Source organism: Roseimicrobium gellanilyticum (assembly GCF_003315205.1).
Classification (GTDB): Bacteria; Verrucomicrobiota; Verrucomicrobiia; order Verrucomicrobiales; family Verrucomicrobiaceae; genus Roseimicrobium; species Roseimicrobium gellanilyticum.
Genome location: NZ_QNRR01000006.1, coordinates 113,622 through 132,409, shown reverse-complemented (window position 1 = coordinate 132,409; position 18,788 = coordinate 113,622). Strand labels below are relative to the sequence as shown.

The 18,788-nt window shown below is 61.4% G+C and carries 12 protein-coding genes; 7 read left to right on the top strand and 5 right to left on the bottom strand.

Annotation, left to right across the window (positions count from 1 at the left end; all coding sequences use genetic code 11):
• Position 1 precedes the first annotated feature (1 nt).
• Entirely contained in the window at positions 2-4,324 is a 4,323-nt protein-coding gene (locus tag DES53_RS17265) for a beta strand repeat-containing protein (RefSeq protein ID WP_113959542.1), read from the bottom strand.
• A gap of 531 nt (positions 4,325-4,855) precedes the next feature.
• On the opposite strand from DES53_RS17265, the gene gnd reads away from it, so the two are divergent.
• The 4 genes from gnd (at position 4,856) to DES53_RS17245 (ending at position 11,810) form a co-directional block, all read left to right on the top strand.
• On the top strand, positions 4,856-6,295 hold the full coding sequence (gene gnd / locus DES53_RS17260; RefSeq protein WP_113959541.1) for a decarboxylating NADP(+)-dependent phosphogluconate dehydrogenase: 1,440 nt from the start codon (positions 4,856-4,858) through the stop codon (positions 6,293-6,295).
• 244 nt (positions 6,296-6,539) lie between these two features.
• Entirely contained in the window at positions 6,540-8,252 is a 1,713-nt protein-coding gene (locus DES53_RS17255; RefSeq protein ID WP_113959540.1) for a chloride channel protein, read from the top strand.
• Between the two features lie 203 nt (positions 8,253-8,455).
• Positions 8,456-8,899: a hypothetical protein gene (locus tag DES53_RS17250; protein ID WP_113959539.1), complete on the top strand. Its 444-nt coding sequence runs from the start codon at positions 8,456-8,458 to the stop codon at positions 8,897-8,899.
• Between the two features lie 397 nt (positions 8,900-9,296).
• Positions 9,297-11,810 carry a hypothetical protein gene (locus tag DES53_RS17245; RefSeq protein ID WP_113959538.1) on the top strand — a complete coding sequence of 838 codons (2,514 nt, stop codon included), beginning with the start codon at positions 9,297-9,299 and terminating at the stop codon, positions 11,808-11,810.
• On the opposite strand, the gene DES53_RS17240 is transcribed toward DES53_RS17245, so the two are convergent.
• Together DES53_RS17240 and DES53_RS17235 are read right to left on the bottom strand one after the other, a co-directional pair.
• Entirely contained in the window at positions 11,776-12,024 is a 249-nt protein-coding gene (locus DES53_RS17240) for a helix-turn-helix transcriptional regulator (RefSeq protein WP_113959537.1), read from the bottom strand. The two genes, DES53_RS17245 and DES53_RS17240, sit on opposite strands and share 35 nt — an antisense overlap.
• A 16-nt stretch (positions 12,025-12,040) precedes the next feature.
• Positions 12,041-12,442: a hypothetical protein gene (locus DES53_RS17235; RefSeq protein ID WP_113959536.1), complete on the bottom strand. Its 402-nt coding sequence runs from the start codon at positions 12,440-12,442 to the stop codon at positions 12,041-12,043.
• A 154-nt stretch (positions 12,443-12,596) separates the two neighbouring features.
• On the opposite strand from DES53_RS17235, the gene DES53_RS17230 reads away from it, so the two are divergent.
• Positions 12,597-14,549 carry a RecQ family ATP-dependent DNA helicase gene (locus DES53_RS17230; protein WP_113959535.1) on the top strand — a complete coding sequence of 651 codons (1,953 nt, stop codon included), beginning with the start codon at positions 12,597-12,599 and terminating at the stop codon, positions 14,547-14,549.
• 157 nt (positions 14,550-14,706) lie between these two features.
• Here DES53_RS17230 and DES53_RS17225 read toward each other — a convergent pair whose 3' ends face one another.
• Positions 14,707-15,363 carry an SH3 domain-containing protein gene (locus DES53_RS17225; protein WP_113959534.1) on the bottom strand — a complete coding sequence of 219 codons (657 nt, stop codon included), beginning with the start codon at positions 15,361-15,363 and terminating at the stop codon, positions 14,707-14,709.
• A gap of 246 nt (positions 15,364-15,609) precedes the next feature.
• Here DES53_RS17225 and DES53_RS17220 point away from each other — a divergent pair, with 246 nt between their 5' ends.
• A complete protein-coding gene (locus DES53_RS17220; protein WP_113959533.1) occupies positions 15,610-16,350 on the top strand; it encodes an RNA ligase family protein in 741 nt (246 codons plus the stop codon).
• Positions 16,351-16,364: 14 nt separating this feature from the next.
• Positions 16,365-17,483: an AAA family ATPase gene (locus tag DES53_RS17215; protein WP_113959532.1), complete on the top strand. Its 1,119-nt coding sequence runs from the start codon at positions 16,365-16,367 to the stop codon at positions 17,481-17,483.
• Here the strand turns inward: DES53_RS17215 and DES53_RS17210 are convergent.
• Complete coding sequence (locus DES53_RS17210; RefSeq protein ID WP_113959531.1) at positions 17,480-18,745, bottom strand: serine hydrolase domain-containing protein; 1,266 nt, start codon at positions 18,743-18,745, stop codon at positions 17,480-17,482. The two genes, DES53_RS17215 and DES53_RS17210, sit on opposite strands and share 4 nt — an antisense overlap.
• Positions 18,746-18,788: the final 43 nt, after the last annotated feature.

Genomic DNA, 18,788 nt, shown 5'->3' with positions numbered 1-18,788 from the left:
CCTATCTGCGGCGGCGGCGCGGGAGCAACAAGGCGCCCAGTCCCACCATGAAAAGCAGGGCCCTTCCCGGCTCCGGCACGAGGGAGATGGTCCCGGAACTGCCGAACCGGCTCACGTCCCAGAAATAGTCACTGCCCAACACGGTGACGTCCGGAAGGATCAAGCCAAAGGCCTGGTTGTCCGCTCCGGTGCGCCTTCCATTTCCAGCGAAGTCATAGAAGGCGCTGTCGATCGCGCTGCCGCCATTCACACTGGCCCAGTCCAGCAGATCGAACACACTGCCCGAGGTGGCATTGTACCCGGCAGCCAGCGTGACGGTGATCTTCGCACCCGAGTGGAGCGAAATGTCACCGGTGATCAGAAGGCGATCGTTCCCGCCGTCCTCCGAGGTTCCAGAGACGGAGGTGAGCATTTTGGTAACGGCATCGCGGGTGACCGTCAGGCCATGGGTGCCATCGGTCTTGATTTGCAGAGCGAGATTGGCACCGGTGCTGACGGTCAGATTATTGTCAATCTTCAGGGTGCCCACATCTGTGTTCAGGCCGCTGACGCCGTTGGCAATCGTGGTGGCGTTGCCCCCGGGGGCGAGCGTGGCGCTGGTATTGACCGTCACGGGTCCTGCCACACGTCCGTTTCCGCCAAAGGTGGTGCCTCCGTTGACGGTCACGGTGTTGCTGCCCGTGGCGGAGCTCGTGCCGGTGTAGGTGTTGTTCACCAGCAGGGTGCCCGCACTCACCGTGGTGGCGCCGGAGTAGGCATTGTTCCCTTGCATGACGAGCATGCCGGTCGTGGTCTTGCTGATGGCAGCGCCGCCATTGATCTCACCCGTGTCCTTCAGGGTGCCGGAGGCGAGGGTGAGGGTGTTGATGGTGTTCGCGGCGGAGCCGATATTGTGGCCGGTCATGTCGAGCGTGCCTCCATCCAGCTTGATGACCGTGTTCGTGTTGCCGGTCGTGGCATTGGTCCCGCCCACCTCGACGATGTCCACATTGGAAACCAGGGTGCCGCCCGTGATATTCACGGTGGCATTCACACGACCTGTGGCTGCTGGACTTGAGAAGGTGGCCATCCGGAAGGCGCCACCGGCATTCACTGTGAAAGTACCGCCGCTGATGTTCAGCGTGGTGTTGATGGTGCTCGAGGTGCCTACCGTCAGGATGCCCATGTCCACATTGTTCACGGTGAAAGTGCCACCGCCGAAGTTCAGCACTCCGGTGGCAGCGCCGCTCGTGGTGGTGCGGCTGCCCATCACCAGATTGTTGGCCACCACGGTCGCCATGTGACCGCTCAAGTCCAGGGTGCCACTGGGCCCGGCGGCCGTGATGGTGTCACCGGTGGCTCCGAGGGTGATGTTCGTGGCAGCGCCTGACTTGCCGCGAATCTCAACCGTGCCGGCCGCCGAGAGAAATTTCAACGTGCCCACGCCCTTGGAGATGCCGATTTCGAGATTGTCTGTGAGGAGCACATTGGTGCCGCCGCCCAGAAACAGGGTGCTCGCCTGGGCATTCCGCCCATCGCTGTGGGAGATTTGAATGGCATTCGCGGTAATCGAGTTCGCCGTGTTGGAGAGGTTCAAGGTCGTGGCATTGTTCATCCCAAAGCCCACGCGGAAGTTGTTCACGTTGGCCGTGACGGACGACAGCCCGGTCATGTCCACGACTGTCGTGTTGGCATTGCTCGCGCCATCGAAAGTCGGGTCGCCTCCTGGGCCCACTGTCATGCTGGTGTTTGGCTGGATGCCCGCTTCGAAGTTGGCTGCGGTGTTGTTCACCACCAGGGAACCGCCGCCCGAGAAGGTGGCGTTTGTTTTGACCTTGTAGGTGCCTGCCACACCGACCTTGAATCCACCACTGCCCGTCACGGAAAGCGTCTGCCCGGCTCCGATGGTGACCGTGCTCGTCGCGGAGACGTTGGAGGCCACGTGCAAGCTGCCCACGGTGAGGCTGGCGGTGCTGGCATCCAGATGGGCCGCGAGCCCGTCCGAGCCAATGGTCAATGCAGTGCCAGTGGGCAGGGCATTGTTGACCCCAATCTTCAGTGTTCCCTCACGCACGGTGGTGGCTCCAGTGTAGTTGCTCACCGCGGAAAGCACCAGGGTGCCGGTGCTTGTCTTGTTGATGCCACCCGTACCGGTGATGGCCACACCGATGTTTGCGGTGATTGAAGGATCCACGCGAACCTCTGTAGCAGCCGCCGTGATGGCCAGCTTGCCCACGTTGCCGCCGGCATCCACGAGGTTGTAGCTGCTGCCAAACTGCAGGCCTCCCACGGCGATCGTGTCTGCCACCTGGACATCTCCTGGCGTTCCCAGGAATACCGCCGTCTGCCCTGCTGACCAGGCTGCATTGGTACTGCCAGTGCCATTGGTCCAGTTCGTATTCCCTGCCACATTGCTCCAAATACCGGGACCTCCATCGATGGATCCATTCTGCGATGTGTTGCCTCCATCCCAAAACTGCAACCCCGTCTGGTTCACCTGCAGATTCACCTGTCCCGCTCCTGACGTGATGGAATAATTGTATCCTGACAATGGACCTGCCAGCGCCAATCCCGCATCTGCCAGGGTGCCAGTGTAGGAGAAGAGCGTGTAGGAGGACGCCTCTCCAAACCCCACGCCCTGATGGATGCGCAGCACGCCATTCAGCAGGAGATTCCCGGTAACGGCGACCCGGTCGCTATCCGTACCGAGGTTGAAGTTCAGCGAGGTCTCATTCGCAAGACTCAGCCCTCCTCCGATGCTCAGTGTCCCCGTGCTGCCGGCCACGAGAGAATCACCTGCGGACAGGGTGGAGCCGTTTACCAAAGTGACCGCGCCACCCATGGTGCCTGAGCCTGCCAGGGTGCCACCGGTCTGAACAGACACCTCGCTGGTGCCCGTGGTGCCCAGCACATTGAACGTCGCGCCAGTCTGCACGGTGACCTCCGTATTGCCCAGGCTGCCTGCGCTGCCGATGGTCAAGGTGCCGTTGGTGACGGTGGTGGCGCCCGTGTAGGTGTTGGCGCCGTTCAATATCCAGTTGCCCGCACCGGACTTGGTGAGGCTCTTCACACTGGCATCCATGGCACCGGACAGGCTGCCATTCCCCGCGCCCGTGAGGGTCAGCACGCTGTTGTTTCCCACGACTGCCGCAGTGCTGGTGAGGTTCAACTGGCCTGCAAGCGAGGCGATGGTGGTGTCTGCCCCCAAGGTGAGCGCGCCCCCGATGATATTCGTGCCGCTGACATTCACCAGTGCCCCTGCCTGCCCCGTAACGCCCACGCCACTGAGGGTCAAGGCCTCCGCGCCAAGATCAATATTCCCCTGCACCTGCAACGTGGTACCACTGCTCACCACCGTTCCCGCGTCCGCCGTGCCCAGTGCGCTGTTGCCTTGCACATTCAAGATACCCGCGGTCACCGTCGTGAGACCGGCGTAAGTATTCACCCCGGAGAGGACCAACGTGCCCGCACCCGTTTTTGCCAGGCCGCCGGTGCCGGTGATGACATTGGCCACGGTCAGCGTGAAGCCCGTCTCCACATCAAAAGTGCCGCCGCTGGAGCCCAGCGTCACACCACGATTGGCATCATCGATCGTGAAGGAGGCAAAGGCTCCCAAGGTGCCGCCATTCAGTGTGAGCAATCCTGCATTGAACGCAGCAGCGTCTCCGCCGAGATTCGCCTCGGCATTGATCCGCACCTTGCCCGCGTTGATGGTCGTGGAACCCGTGATGGCGCCTGCGGCATTGCTGCCCGCAGGCCCAGCGGCTGAGCCGCTGATCGTGAGCGTGCCTGACCCATTTTTGATCAGGCTCATGTCATAGGTATTCGACCGGCGCTCGAACCTGGCCACGGTGGTATTCCCAGAGCCGTCGAAGGTGAGCACCTTGTTCCCGGACCCCGACGTGCGGTGATACATGATGCCGTTGTTGAAGTTCAGCGTCCCGTTGTTCAGGATCGTGGTGTCCCCGGGAGCGTTCAGACGCACGTTCCCCGAGTTGAAATTCTGCGTGCCTGAGGTCACCTCGATGCCCTGATTCCCCACGTAGAGCACCCCGACATTCACGTTGATGGCGTAGCTCCCGCTTCCGTTGAAGAGAACCCCGCCCACAAAACGGTCCTCCCCTGTGTTGATACTCAGGGAGGCGCCGGCATTGCCGAAAATCACGCGGTCGCTGGCCGTTGGCAGCGTGGGATCAGAGGTCCAGTTCGTGGCCGTGCCCCACACGTTGGTGGTGCCTTTCCAGGTGACGTCCACACCCTGCACCCACGTGAGGCATGAGAAGGAAAAGATTGCCGCGAGACTAGCGATACGAAGGAAAGGACGGCAGAGAGACAATCGGGCCATGAACGACTGAAAATGAAGAACAGATATAGGAAGAAGGGGGACGAGTAGACAGGGCGACCTGCCTTAAGCAGGCTTCGCCATTGACTCACTCCGAGGGGAATCCGCAGAACGGAAATCAGCAGGGCGGCATCGTTTGCCACCGAGGCGTGAAGGCAGCCGAAGGTGGGGCTGCCAGAGGGTAAGGGAAGCAGGGGGAGGAAGCTTTCATTGGGGGGGCAAAACAAACCCCGCACCCCCAAGAATCTTTCATTCAACTCGCACCGAATCCCCCCTACCTACCGCTAAAGCCGCTGCCTACCTGCCCTTCTGCCCATCAACCCGCCTCCGCCACCTTGCCCGTGCCGTTGACTCAAAACGCCTCCTGACCTCACCCCGGCTTGCAGCCGACTGGCTGAGCTCTGCAACCCGAGTTCCCGTCATGGTTTCCATGAACGAATTCCCGGTTGCGATCTGCCCTCCTGAGGTTAACTCCCTGCCCGCCAATCCCAATTTTGGCGGGCTTTGTTCCACTGCAAACACCCTGCTGATACTATGTCTAAGAGCGACTTCGGATTGATTGGCCTCGCCGTGATGGGCCAGAACCTCGTGTTGAACGTGGAGAGCCGCGGCTTCCAGGTTTCCGTGTTCAACCGCACCACTGCGACCACGGATGAGTTCATCGCCAAGCACCCCGGCAAGAAGCTCGTCGGCTCCCACACCCTCGAAGAGTTCGTCCAGAGCCTGGCCACTCCCCGCAAGATCCAGATCATGGTGAAATCCACCGCCGTGAAGGACACCGACCGCGACGCCGTGGACGCCGTGATCGAGCAGCTCATCCCCCTCCTCGACAAGGGCGACATCGTCATCGACGGCGGCAACAGCTTCTACCAGACCACCGAGCGTCGCGACGCCTACCTCGCGGAAAAAGGCCTGCGCTTCATCGGCGCCGGCGTTTCCGGTGGTGAAGAAGGCGCCCGCAAGGGTCCCTCCATCATGCCTGGTGGCCCTGCCAGCACCTGGGAAGTGATGAAGCCCATCTTCGAAAGCATCTCCGCCAAGGTGGACGGCGAGCCCTGCGTGATTCACATCGGCCCCGGCGGCGCCGGCCACTATGTGAAGATGATTCACAACGGCATCGAGTACGGCGACATGCAGCTCATCTGCGAAGCCTACAACATCTTCAAGCAGGCTGGCATCACCACCGACGAGATGGCTGCCATCTTCAACCAGTGGAACGAAGGCGACCTCCTCAGCTACCTCATCCAGATCACCGGCAAGGCGCTGGAGCAGAAGGACGCTGAAACCGGCAAGCCGATTGTCGAGCTCATCGTGGACAAAGCGGGCCAAAAGGGCACTGGCCAGTGGACGCTCCTCAACGCCGCTGAGAACGCGGTCGTGATCTCCACCATCAACGCCGCCGTGGAGGCCCGCATCCTCTCCAGCCAGAAGAAGCAGCGCGTCGCCGCCAGCAAGGAACTGACCGGCCCGAAGGTGAACATCACCACGGACAAGGCCGAGCTGGTGAAGAAGGTGCACGACGCCCTCTACGCCTCCAAGATCATCTCCTACGCGCAGGGTCTGGACCTCATCAAGACCATGGGCGAGAAGAAGAGCTGGGGCCTCGACCTCGGCCGCATCGCCTCCATCTGGCGTGGCGGTTGCATCATCCGTGCGAAGTTCCTCAACCGCATCACGGACGCCTATCGCACCAACCCCAACCTGGTGAACCTGATGCTCGACCCCTTCTTCAAGGACGTGCTCAGCAAGACCCAGCAGAACTGGCGCGAAGTGGTGTCCCTCGCCACCCTGAACGGCATCCCCGTCCCCGCCTTCTCCGCCTCCCTGGGCTACTACGACAGCTACCGCGCCGAACGTCTCCCCGCCAACCTCCTGCAGGCCCAGCGCGACTTCTTCGGCGCCCACACCTACGAGCGTCTCGACAAGCCCGAAGGCCAGATGTTCCACACGGAATGGCCTGAGGTGATTGGGTAAGGCCCAATAGTGGTCCGCACACTCCGTGTGCGGGCTGTCAGGCAAGCAGCCGACGAGGCGAACAAATCACAGCCAAACTTTCGAGAGCGGCCCGGGAAACCGGGCCGCTTTTTCTTTGCTCAATACTCTGTGAAGCGTCCTTCGTAGGACCCTGAACTACCCCAATACCGGTAGGACACTTTATTCTTGTCTGCGGGGCGTGTTGCCAAAGAGCGAGGCTCGATCCTTGCTTTGAATTGCGCTCATGAATTTACGTGAGGCACTGGGCAGGCTGGCACCGCGGACGCGGCTGTATCTGGCTACCTGCGTGTATGGGCTGGCTGGTGGTGGCGTGGCGGTGGCGTTTCACCAGTGCATCCATCTGGTGTATGGCCACACGTTCGAAACGTGGGCGAAGGAATCTCCGGAGACGTTCCTCTGGCGCACGCTGGCGCTGATGGTGGGGGTGGCACTCGCGGTTGGGCTTCTGGTGGGCAACTGGTGTCCGCAGGCGGGAGGCAGTGGCATTCCGCAGCTCAAGCTGGCTTACTGGAAGGAGTTTGGATGGTCGTCACCCAGGATTGTGCTGACGAAGTTCGTGGCGGGCGTGCTGAGCATCGGTGGTGGGATGAGTCTCGGTCGTGAGGGGCCTTCGGTGCAACTGGCGGGCACACTGGGCTCAGCCGTCGCGACGAGACTGGGTGTGGCGAAGTCGAGGCATCGCATGCCTGCAGCGGCAGGGGCAGCCGCAGGATTGGCGGCAGCGTTCAACACCCCACTCGCGGCGGTGACGTTCGTGTTGGAGGAGATCATCGGGGACCTCAACAGCCGCTTCCTGGGAAATGTGCTCGTCGCCTCGGTGTTGGGCGCGCTGGTGGCGCATGGCCTGCTGGGCGCGCAGCCCGCCTTTCAGATGAGCGTGATGGACCAGCCAGGGTGGAAGGTCTATGCGCTGACTCCTTGGGTGGCGGTGTGTGCGACGCTGGCTGGGGTGCTCTTCCAATGGTCCTGCCTGAGGCTGCGGGGCTGGAGCATCATGCAAAGACGCCTGCCCGTCTGGCTCCTGCCACTGCCGGCGGCGCTGCTCACCTGGGGCATTGGGGCGCTCGTGTGGACGCACACGGGGCGGCTGGGGGTCTTCTCGCTCGGATACGAGGACCTGTCCGATGCGCTGGCGGGAGACCTCGGATGGCAGTTGGCGCTGGTGCTGCTCGGCGCGAAGCTGCTGGCCACGGTGACCTGCTACGGCATGAGTGGCTGCGGCGGTGTCTTTGCGCCGACACTCTTCTTCGGTGGCATGGCGGGACTGGCAGCTGCAGGACTCGCAGGTCTGGCGCTTCCGTTGAGCAGTGCCGACATCGTAGTGCTGGCCGTCGTGGGAATGTGTTCCTGCCTGGGAGCAGTAGTTCGCGCACCGGTGACGGGCATCCTGATCATCTTCGAAATGACCCATCAGTTTTCCCTGGTGCTGCCGCTGATGCTGGGCGCGCTGGTGAGTCAATCGATCAGCCGGCGCATGGTGAAGACCAGCTTCTACGAGGCGGTGCTGGAGCAGGATGGACATGTGTTGCACCGCATCATTCCTCCGCGTGATCTGGAAAGCTGGCATCAGCTTCCGGCGTCCACCGTGGCCAGCTTCCAGCCTGTGTCATTGCCGGATCTCGCGCCTGCGACGTTGCGAGACACACTCGCTGCTCATCCCTACTCACTGTTTCCTGTGGTGCTGGATGGAAACATCACCGGAATAGTGACGCGCCAGGCGATGGAAGATGCCCTACACCATGATATACCGCCACCGATGGTTCCCGCTGTCACCGTTCAACCTCACGAGACCATCGGCTCCATTCAAGCGCAGTTCCTTCATTCCAGCATCCCGCTTATCCTGGTGTGCGACGACCGGAGGGCACTACTGGGCTTGATCACTCCGCATGACCTGATGAGGGCACAAGTGGCATTTGGTACGACCCTCGCAGCCTAGGCGGCGCCACTGACAGATGTGCGCACGAGGGTCAGCGGGTCCATGCAAGTTGCCCAGAAGCCTGACGTCTCGTCGGCATTTTGCAAAGCACCGCCGAGGCTTTGGAACTGGCTGATGGATACGTTCCCCTAGTGAAAGGCGCTTTCCGCAACGCTGGCACAACGTCTGCACAAGGGTGCCAACCCCATCCTCCATCCAGCGTCATGAACACGAATACCTCCACCTCCGCCTCCTCCTTCTCCTCTCTCCCCAAGCACTACCTCTTCATCCTCTCCGAGGCGATCACGCTGGATGAGCAGCATGAAGTCGTGCAGGCTGCGAGCAAGCTGGCGGAGGAGGGGTATGTGTACCTGGCCAGTGCGCATGTGAAGACGATGGAGGACCGGGACAATCTGCGCTTCATGCCGCTGCATACAGACCGCCTGCCGTGCTTTGGCGAGGTGTCCGGCGTGCTGGTAGCGCGGGACCAGGACCTGGCGAGGACAGCGAAGGAAGTGTATCGCGATGCGCCGGTGATGGTGTTTGAACCGGGAGTGCCGTTTGATAGTGTTTCTGAGAGCCGCGCCATTGAACGGGCTGAGGATACGTCGGCACCAGCTTGGAAGCCGCGGTACAATACCGTCAGCGAGCTGCGGCAGGCGGCTTGAGGCGCTGGGTCGACAGGCTGGATGGAAGAGACGCGTGGCAGCTCATCTCGCAGGGGAGCGGCACTTGCCAGGTGCCGGCGGTTGGGAGCTTGGGGTGCGGAGCGTAGAGGCGGGCGGTGTCGATGGGTCAAGGCGATGTCGGCTACTCTGCCTGCATGACGGCACTAGGCTAGTGCCGCTCCCTTGGACGGGGGTGCTTCGAGGTGCTTGGGAGATGGTGTACGCCGGGTTATGTCGCATCCGCCTCTCTGCGCAGTGCCCTTGCTGGATGAGGGCGGGTGGGTGGCGGTGACCAATGTCGTAGACAGTTCCCTTTTGGACCTCTACGATTCCCAAGGTTTCTGCTGCTGGCACGTATGGCCCATGGTGGCTGTGCGGACCGCACCCCGCTTCGTCCATGAAAGTGCACGCCTCCCTCCTCTCCCTGCTGATGCTCGCGACGCCGCTCGCGGCCCAGACGCAGACACCGCCTGACTCGACGGCGCTCTCGGCAGAGGCGCGGGAGTGTTTTGAGTGGTTCGGCACGCTTGGCTACCCGGATGTAAGCGAGGGCATGTGGGCGGAGGTGTGGAATGGCAACTGGATGCAAGTCTCCAATGCAAAGCCCTATGCCATCACCCAGCAGACACTCGTGCTCTCCCATGGCGAGATGGACTTCACCTTCGTGGGCCGCTACCTCATGCCGGAGACGCTGGAGTTTGATCGCAGTGAGGAGCGCCCGGTGAGTCGCAAAGGATTCGAGGAGCGGTCCTTCAGCGAACATGCACAGAAGACCCTGGAGGCCTTGCGAAGCCCCGAGCCCAAGGCGTGGCCCCACAGGTCCTACGACTCACGGGTGGGTCCGGTCACCCAGGTGTTCTATCTCGCGTACATCGCGTGGCGCAGGGGGGATGCTGCGACGGCACAGGCGCTCTTTGACGAAGCGAAAAAACTCCGGAAACGTCCCATGAGGGAACCCGATTCTCCCATGCATGAGGACATGAAACTCTCGCTGGAGCGCGAGCTGGGTCTGACGGCCTACTGGCGCGCCATCGAGCTCATCGGCGGAGGCCCCATGGGTCATGACGACGACGACTCACTGATGCCTCGTGCCCAGTTGCTCGCCGAGTTCCAGAAAATCGTTCGTCTCTATCCGAGGTTTGAACATATCGACCAGGCGCAAGGTACCGTGCGCATCCTCGCGCGCATGGTGATCGAGGACGTAAAGCATCCCAAGCGCACTGCGGAACAGATTGCCGCGCTCCCCGTGGATGATCAGGTGCGCGAGTACATTTTCCTCCTCAGGAACCAGCACGGGCGGCAATGGAGCCAGCCAGGGAGATGTGACATCTTCAATGACTGGGGCACCCAAAAAGGCGACAGCCCTGCACACCAACTCGTGAGGATTGGCTACCCTGCCGTGCCCCAGTTGATTGAGGCCATGACGGATGATCGCCTCTGCCGTTCGGTGCAGTATGGCCGGGATTTTTACTTCTCACACCGTGCCCTCACGGTGGGCGACTGCGCATGGGCAGTGCTGAACCGCATCGCGGGAAAATATTTCGTACCCACGCGCGAGGCCTACGCAAAAGGGGAGGGAGAAAAGCCCGCCGTCGTGCAGGCGGTCGTGCGCGCATGGTGGGAGGAATTCCAGGCCAAGGGGGAGAAGGCGACTCTGGTGGACGGCATCTCCTCAGGAAAGGAATACCCGGGAACGATGGCCACCACGCTCAAGGAGAGGTATCCGGATGCCCTCACTGCCGCCGTCCTCGCTGGTGCGGAGCGCGTGCAGGAAGCGAATCTGAAGCCGGCATACGTGGAACTGCTCGGCGAGATACCAACCGCGGACGCCACGGCGATCCTGCTGAAGTGGGCAGAGACAGAACAAGCCCTGCCGCTCAGGCTCGCGTGCCTGCGCCAGCTCTGGAATCGCAATCATCCCGATGTGCTCAAGGTAGCCAAAGCCATGTGGCAGGCGACGCGGAAGGACGCGGTCGGATACCATGCTGACGATGCGCACTACATCACGAAGTTCCTCGTGGAGACCGGCCAATCCGATGCCGTGAAACTGGTGACGCAGAGCTGGGATGAGCTTTCATCCGACAACAAGTTTGCCTTCTGCAGCAGTGTTTGGGAGGCGTGGCGCAACGGCAACTCACCCCACCCGAGTTCATCGCTGAAAGGCGCCACGCTGGAGCCAGCCGCCCGGAGTGAGATCGTGCGCACACTTGAGAAAGCCATCGAGACCAACACGGAGACCGCCAATGTCGGCGGAGGCTTCTCTGACTACTCGTATGTGAATCCCCGTGTCTGCGATGTTGCGCTCTGGGCGCTGCACAAGCTCGAACCGGACACCTACAAATTCAGCCCCAAGGCGGACCGGAAGCGGCGTGATGAGGAGCGCTTCAGCGCCATCAATATCTCGCGGCTCGCTAATGGTCTGCCCGAACTGAAAGCCCCCGACTATCCCACCGCCATACTCGAACCCAAAGATGCCATGCGCCTCACTCTCGTGAGAGTGGATGCCAGGGGTGTCACTACGGCAGGCGACTTTGAGAAACTCCTCAAGAGTCTGGAAGGCAGCGAGCTCACGACGGAATTGCTACCGCGAATCCTGCTGCAATTTGCGAAGGAGGAAGTGCCCGGGGTGCGCGGTATTGAAATCGAGCTGGTACGGAACTCCGATCTCACGGGAGTGACGCTGGACGTGACATACCTTCCTGGCACCTATCCCAGGAAGGAGTCATGGAGCTATGCGCACTCGGGTGAGCTGGATGGTACGCAGGTGCCCAGTTCCGGAGGCTCCTGTGCTCCTGACATGATTTCCAATGCTGAGCAGTGGAGGAGTCTGGAGAACATGCTCAAGCCCGTGATGAGTGCGGAACCTCGCTCGCACTTCATCCTGCGGGCGCATTTGAAGGCGGGCCGATGACATTCTTGGGCGCGGAGACTTCGTAGGGATTCTCGAAAATCTCCTCCGTGCCCAGACCGAACAGGGCGGAGATGCGGTAGGCGAGATCCAGCGAGGGGGAATGCTTCTCCGTCTCCAGGGCATTCACGGCCTGGCGGGAGACGCCGAGTTGCTTGCTGAGGTCTTCCTGGGTCCAGCCACGCTCGGCGCGGAGTACTTTGAGGCGGTTTTTCATCTTCGTTGGCAGGCAGTCAGTGCGAGGTGCGGACGAAGGGGCTGATGACACCATACGTGAACCAGAAGAGCGGGAAGATGAGGAAGCCCGGGGCATGCCATGCGCCCGCGTAGGTCTCCATGAATCCCCAAGCGGAGGCAAAGCAGAAGGCGATGCCGGCGGCCAGGATGAACCGCTTGGCCATGAGGCCCCGCACGAACTCGTCGGAGTCGCGCCAGTAGGCCAAAGTTGCCCATGTATGCCCGATCAAGGGAGCCGTGACAGTGAGTGCCAGCCCCGCAGCCCCACTTCCCCGGACATCATCGAACGCGCCGAAGATGGCGGCGAGATTCACGGCCACATAACCTCCCATGAACAGGAGGGTGCGGATGATGTACTGGCGCTGGACGAGCTCGGGAGAAGGGTGGGTCGCAGTCATGGCAATGCATTTAGTTAACAATGTCAGGTTAACCTTACTCGGGAATCGTGTCAAGAAAACCTGACATATTGTCATCACAACCTTCCAGATTAAATGTTCGCATGAACACAAAATACTTGCAGCGGGGCGACTTACCGACGTCACTTCGCCCACCATGCCAGCCACGACGGAATCCCTGCACGAAACGCTCCGTACCCAGTTCGGTCATGCGGCGTTCCGACCCGGGCAGGCACAGGTGATGGAGACGCTGCTGGAGGGGCGGAGTGCACTGGCACTCTTCCCCACGAGTGCAGGGAAGTCGCTGTGCTACCAGCTCCCGGCGGTGCTCATGGAGGGGGTGACGCTGGTCATCTCTCCGCTCATCGCGCTCATGAAGGACCAGGTGCAGGCACTGCAAGCGCGTGGCATCGCCGCCGCGCGACTGGATTCCTCCCTCAGCGCTGACGAGGCACGGGAGGTGTATGAGGATCTGCGCACGGGCACGCTGAAGCTGCTGTACATCGCGCCGGAGCGGCTGATGAACGAGGCCTTCGTGGAGCGGTTGAAGAGGTTACGCATCGCGATGATGGCCGTGGATGAGGCCCACTGCATTTCCGAGTGGGGACACAACTTCCGGCCTGAATACCTGCGGCTGGCGCATGTGGCGAAGGAACTGAACATCCACCCGGTGCTGGCACTGACCGCCACGGCGACTCCATCGGTGGCCAAGGACATCCGCAACGCGTTCGGCATCGAGCAAGGTGATCATGTGCAGACATCGTTTCATCGGCCGAACCTGCACTACCGCATCACCCCCTGCGCTGCGGACAAGAGGAAGGCATACCTCACCAGGGTGCTGCTGAAACGGAAGGTGCCCTCGATCGTCTACGTGACGCTGCAGAACACGGCGGAGGAAGTGGCGACGCATTTGCAGAAGAGTGGCGTGAATGCGCTGGCGTATCACGCCGGCCTGCCGGATGAGCAACGGCATGAAGCGCAGGACAGATTCATGTCCGGTGAGGTGGACGTGATCGTGGCCACGATCGCGTTCGGCATGGGCATCGACAAGGCGGACATCCGCGCGGTGTATCACTACAACCTGCCGAAGACGCTGGAGAACTACATGCAGGAGACCGGTCGTGCGGGTCGCGATGGCAAGGTTTCCGTGTGCGAGCTACTGGCGTGTGGGGATGACTGCATCGTGCTGGAGAATTTCACCTTTGGCGACACGCCTACATCGCAGGCACTGCGACAGCTCATCGACCACCTGCTGCGTCAGGGCGAGGAGTTCGACTTCTCTCTGTACGAACTCTCCGGTGCCACGGACATCCGCCCGCTGGTGATTGAGACCGTGCTCACGAATCTGGAACTGCGTGGCATCGTGCGCCCGCTGGGTTCCTTCTACTCCACCTACCAGTATCAATTCGTGCAGCCGGAGTCGCGTATTCTGGCGGGACACAAGCCGGAGCGGCAGGCGTTCCTGAGGAGATTCTTTTCCAGTGGCAAGCGCGGCCGTACGTGGACCACGGTGAATCCTGATGAAGCCGCTGCAGAGATGGGCGAGCCACGCGAGCGCATCCTGAAGGCACTCACCTGGCTGCAGGAATCCGGCGATATCACGCTCAAGCCAAGCGGCTCCCGGCAGCGCTATCGTTTGTGTGCCGATGCCACGCAGCGCGATCCCAATGTCATCGCGCAGCAGATGCAGGAGCTTTTTGCCAATCGTGAGGTACGCGACATCGCCCGTCTGCGGCAGGTGCTGGAACTCGCCGGGCATCGTGGATGCCTCGTGCGCTGGTTGTTGCGCTACTTTGGTGAGGAGTTGGAAGCGGACTGTGGCACGTGCACGAGCTGCAAGGAGAAGGCGGAGGGCTTGGACACGAGCGCCGCGCGTGAGATTCCGGTTTCCACGAGGCTTGCCATCACTACGGAGCATGTGGCCACCATTCGTGAGCTGCTGGATGGCAGGCCCGTGTCCCTGCGCACGCCGAGGCAGCTCACGCGTTTCCTCTGTGGCATCACCAGCCCGGCCACGACGCGGGAAAAGCTCACGAAGCACGATGCGTTTGGCATGCTGGAGAAGGTGCCGTTTGCCGATGTACTGACGCAGGCGGAGACGATGTTTTGATTTTCATGGTGGTCCGCACACTCCGTGTGCGGTCAGGGTGCTGCCACGCGAGTGCAGGTGACCCACATGGATACGCCATGCTCTGTGCAGGAAACGGCTCAGGAGCTGTGCCACGTGCCGCACACGGAGTGTGCGGACCACCATGGAGACACCACCATCAATCCCCAGCTACCAGCGCGGTCATCACCCACGCGCCGTTCTTCTTCTCGAAGTAGGCGCGGAACCCGATGACCAGACTCAGGAACTCCTCACGTACGAAGCCTTCGCGGCCGTTGGCGAGTTTTACTTTCATCCACGCCTCCTTGCCATTTTCTCCGTCGGTGGGCACGAGCGTGAGTATCTCGTAGGAGAGCGTTGCCACGATTGCGCTGCCAGCATCCGGCTTCTCACGCACCCGCACATTCTCCCCCATGATGGCGACGTACTCGAAGGGGTCCAGATCCTCGGGCCATGCGGCACTGGTATATGGTGCGAGGAAGGAGCCATCCTCGTTGAACTTGCCCCCCAGCGCGAGCACGCCTGCCAGTACATGCCAGAGTCCGGAATCCTCAGGCTTCGCCAGGTCCCACTTCTTCTTGAAGGCGGCGCTGCCATTCTCGCCATCGAATCCGGTCTGGATGTCCGGCGCGATGATGCTCAGCACAAAGGCTGCATCTTTTTTAGCTACGGCTTCCTGAAGCTTGGCACGGAAGAGGAAGAAGGAGGGATTCTTCGCTGCTTCATCCACAGGGAGAAGTTTGCGGGAAGGTTCCGCAGCTTGAGCAGGCAATGCACAAGCGAGCAGGGTCAGTAAGAGATGAGGGAGAAATTTCATACGCATAGTGGGTACGGGATGGAGCAATTCTGCCGGAGCAGGATTCCGCCATCAAGCTGCATCGCTGACGATGCACTTGCGTGACAAAACTTCTGTGGAATACTCACCGCTGTCATGAACAGGTAACTGCACCAGTCGCGAGCTTCAGAGAAAGCCGCCCTCACCGCCTGCAAAAATATTCAAGCGGGCATCACCTGTTTCACATTCTGGCTGGATTGCACATCCACCCAATACCTTTTGCACGCCATGGGCGCTTCCCGTGACCATTTCACCAAGTACCCGCGCACCCCGCATCTCTTCGGCTCGAAGGGCACGGATGATGATCGTCATCTGGGTCCCAGGGAATCCGCTGCGTTTGTGAAGGATGCCTCGCTCATCGTGGAGGAGAAGCTCGATGGCACGAATGTGGGCATCCACTTCCTGAGCAACGGCCGCCTCTTCCTGCAATGCCGCGGCCATGAGATCACGGAGGGCATGCATCCACAGTATGATCTCTTCAAGCAGTGGACCGCCGTGAAGCAACCGGTGCTGGAGGAGATGCTGCGGGATCGCTACATCCTCTTCGGCGAGTGGCTCTATGCCAGGCATAGCGTGCACTACCACGCGCTGCCGCACTACTTCTTCGAGTTCGACATCTATGACAAGGAGGGAGAGGTCTTTCTCTCACTGGAGCAGCGGCTCATCATGCTGGAGGGCACGGGCATTCACACGGTACCAGTAGTGCATCAGGGCCCGGCGACGGAGAAGCAACTGCAGGCCTTGACCGGCCCCTCGGCGTACGATGCCGAATTCGTGCATCCGGGCGATGACGGCACGGACAACCGCATGGAAGGCCTCTACCTGCGCACGGAGTCGGATGGCGCCGTCACGGGGCGCGCCAAGGTGGTGCGCCCGGAGTTTGTGGAGAAGATCAAGGAGAGCACCCACTGGCAGCACCAGCAGATGGTGCCCAATGAACTCGCACCCGGTGCGGATATCTGGAGCTGATACACCATCACACCATGAGAAACTGGCAGGACATCTTGAAATCAACCAATGCCGAGCTGCTGGCCTGGGCCGGGCAGACCTCGTGGGCTCATGACATGCGCTCGTGCCAGCAGGACTCGGAGTGGCATGCCGAGGGGGATGTGTGGACGCACACCACCATGGTGTGGCATCAGGTGGAGATGCTGGATGAGTATGCAGACCTGGACCGCCTGTCGCAACTCAAGCTGCTCTTCACCGCCCTGCTGCATGATGCGGGAAAGCCTGCCACCACAGCGCGGGACCCCGAAAGCGGACGACTGCGTTCCCCAAAACATTCCATCGTCGGAGCCTCGCTAGCGAGGCAGGTGTTGCGTGAGGTGGGTTGTCCACTGGAGTTGCGGGAGGAGATTGCGCATCTGGTCCGCTACCATGGCAGGCCGCCCTACCTTCTTGAGAAAAGCGCTCCCGAGCATGAGGTGATTCGACTTTCCTGCCTGCTACGGAATCGCCTGCTGTATCTCTTCGCGCTGGCGGACACGCGGGGGCGCGATACCCGTGAGATGAGCCGTCCGGAGGAAGCACTCCACCTCTGGCAGGACCTGGCCACGGAACTCCACTGTCTGGATGCGCCCTATGATTTCGCCAATGGTCAGGCGCGATTCCTTTTCCTGCGGCAGGCAGGTGGCAATCTCCACTACATCCCACATGAAGACTACCGCTGCGCAGTCACCATGATGTGTGGTCTGCCCGGTGCTGGCAAAGACACCTGGCTGGCGAAGTACCGCCCCACCCTCCCCGTGGTCGCTCTCGATGCCATCCGTGAAGATCTTGATGTGGATGCCACGGACAACCAGGGGCACGTGATCCAGGAGGCGCGTGAGCGCTGCCGTCAGCACCTGCGTGCCGGGGCGGACTTCGCCTTCAACGCGACGAACGTCACCACGAGTGTGCGGAAGAAGTGGATCGATCTCTTTGCCGACTACGGTGCGCGCATCGAGATCGTCCACATCGAGCCAACGCTCACCACCGTGCTGCGCCAGAACGCAAAACGACCTGACCCGGTACCCTCAAGTGTGATTCACAAGCTGGCTGCGAAGATGGAAGTGCCGGACATCACGGAGTGTCATGGCATCACCTTTGTGGAAGGCAGCTAGTCCACCCGCACTGCCGCGCACACCATCTCCAGCACGCGCCACAGCGCCTGCCCACCGAGCGTTCCCTCATGGAAACCGGTGGCCGGAATGGGTTGCCAGTTGTCGCGGTCGAGATTGAGTGGCGGCTGGGGCAGACCGGTGAGGGCCGGGTCATACTGACCGTCCTTGCCGCCCAGCTTGTAGATGACTAGGTCGAGCGAAGGCACGACATAGAGGCAGAAGCCACCGGCACCGGATTTCCAGAAGGCGTCCTTCGGCGCGCCAGCTACGTGGCCGTCCGCATTGTGCTCCCACTGCAGGCTGAAGGGCGTGTGTGGATTGTAAGGACTCCAGGTCTGGCATTTCTTGATGTAGTCCGCGGGCACGAGCTGCTGATCCTTCCACTTGCCCCCTTGGGCGAGGCAGTAGCCGAAGCGCACGGCATCCGTGGCATGCAACGCGGTGCTGCCAGCGCCATTGGCATGCGGCATGAGGAAGTCACCACGGTGCAGGCAGTAGCCCCATGCACCCCAGCCCTGGGGCTTGCCAAGCTTCGCCTGCAGATAGTCCTGCAGTTCCATACCTGTCACGTGGCGGAGCACGATGCTGGCAATGTGTGGTGAGGGGGAGGAATAGGAATAGCCCGCGCCCGGGTCGCACCACAGGGGAACATTGAGGGAGGACTTGTCGAGGTCGCGGATGTCCTGCCCCTTCACCGGCTTCAGGGGCTCGGGCTTGGCCACACCCTTCTTGTAGCCTGAGGGAGCCTGACCTTCGCCCCAATAGCCACCGGTCATGCAGAGGAGCTGGCCAAGGGTGATGTCCGCCTTGCGCGGATCATTGAGAGGAAAGGCCTCGGGCAGGTGCTTTTCGGTGAAGACCTTTGTGTCCAGTCCATCAGGAAGCTTGTCCTTGAACTCATCCAGCATGATGCCGCAGGCGATGCTGGTAAAGGCCTTGCCGGTGGACGCCATGTCGGGATTCGCATTACGGCTGGCGCGTCCGAAGTAGCGCTCAAAGCAAAGATAACCGCGCCTCACCACCAGCAGGCCACCGTGCGCAGTGGAGCGCTGGGTCACTTCATAGGCGGGCTCCAGCTTGGAGAGATCGATACCCGCCTGGTCTCGCGCCTCTTTCTCGTCCTCCGGCGTGCGCCATCCGCCCTCGTTATCCGGCGGCGGAAAATAATTATCTGCCACCGCCTTGGTTGGGGCGATCCACAAGGAGACGGAAGAGAGGACGGCAAGGAAAGGACGAAGCGAAATGCAAAGTGAGGAGGACATGGCGGGAAGGCGGCGGGTCTGCAATCAGGCGGCACAGGACTGC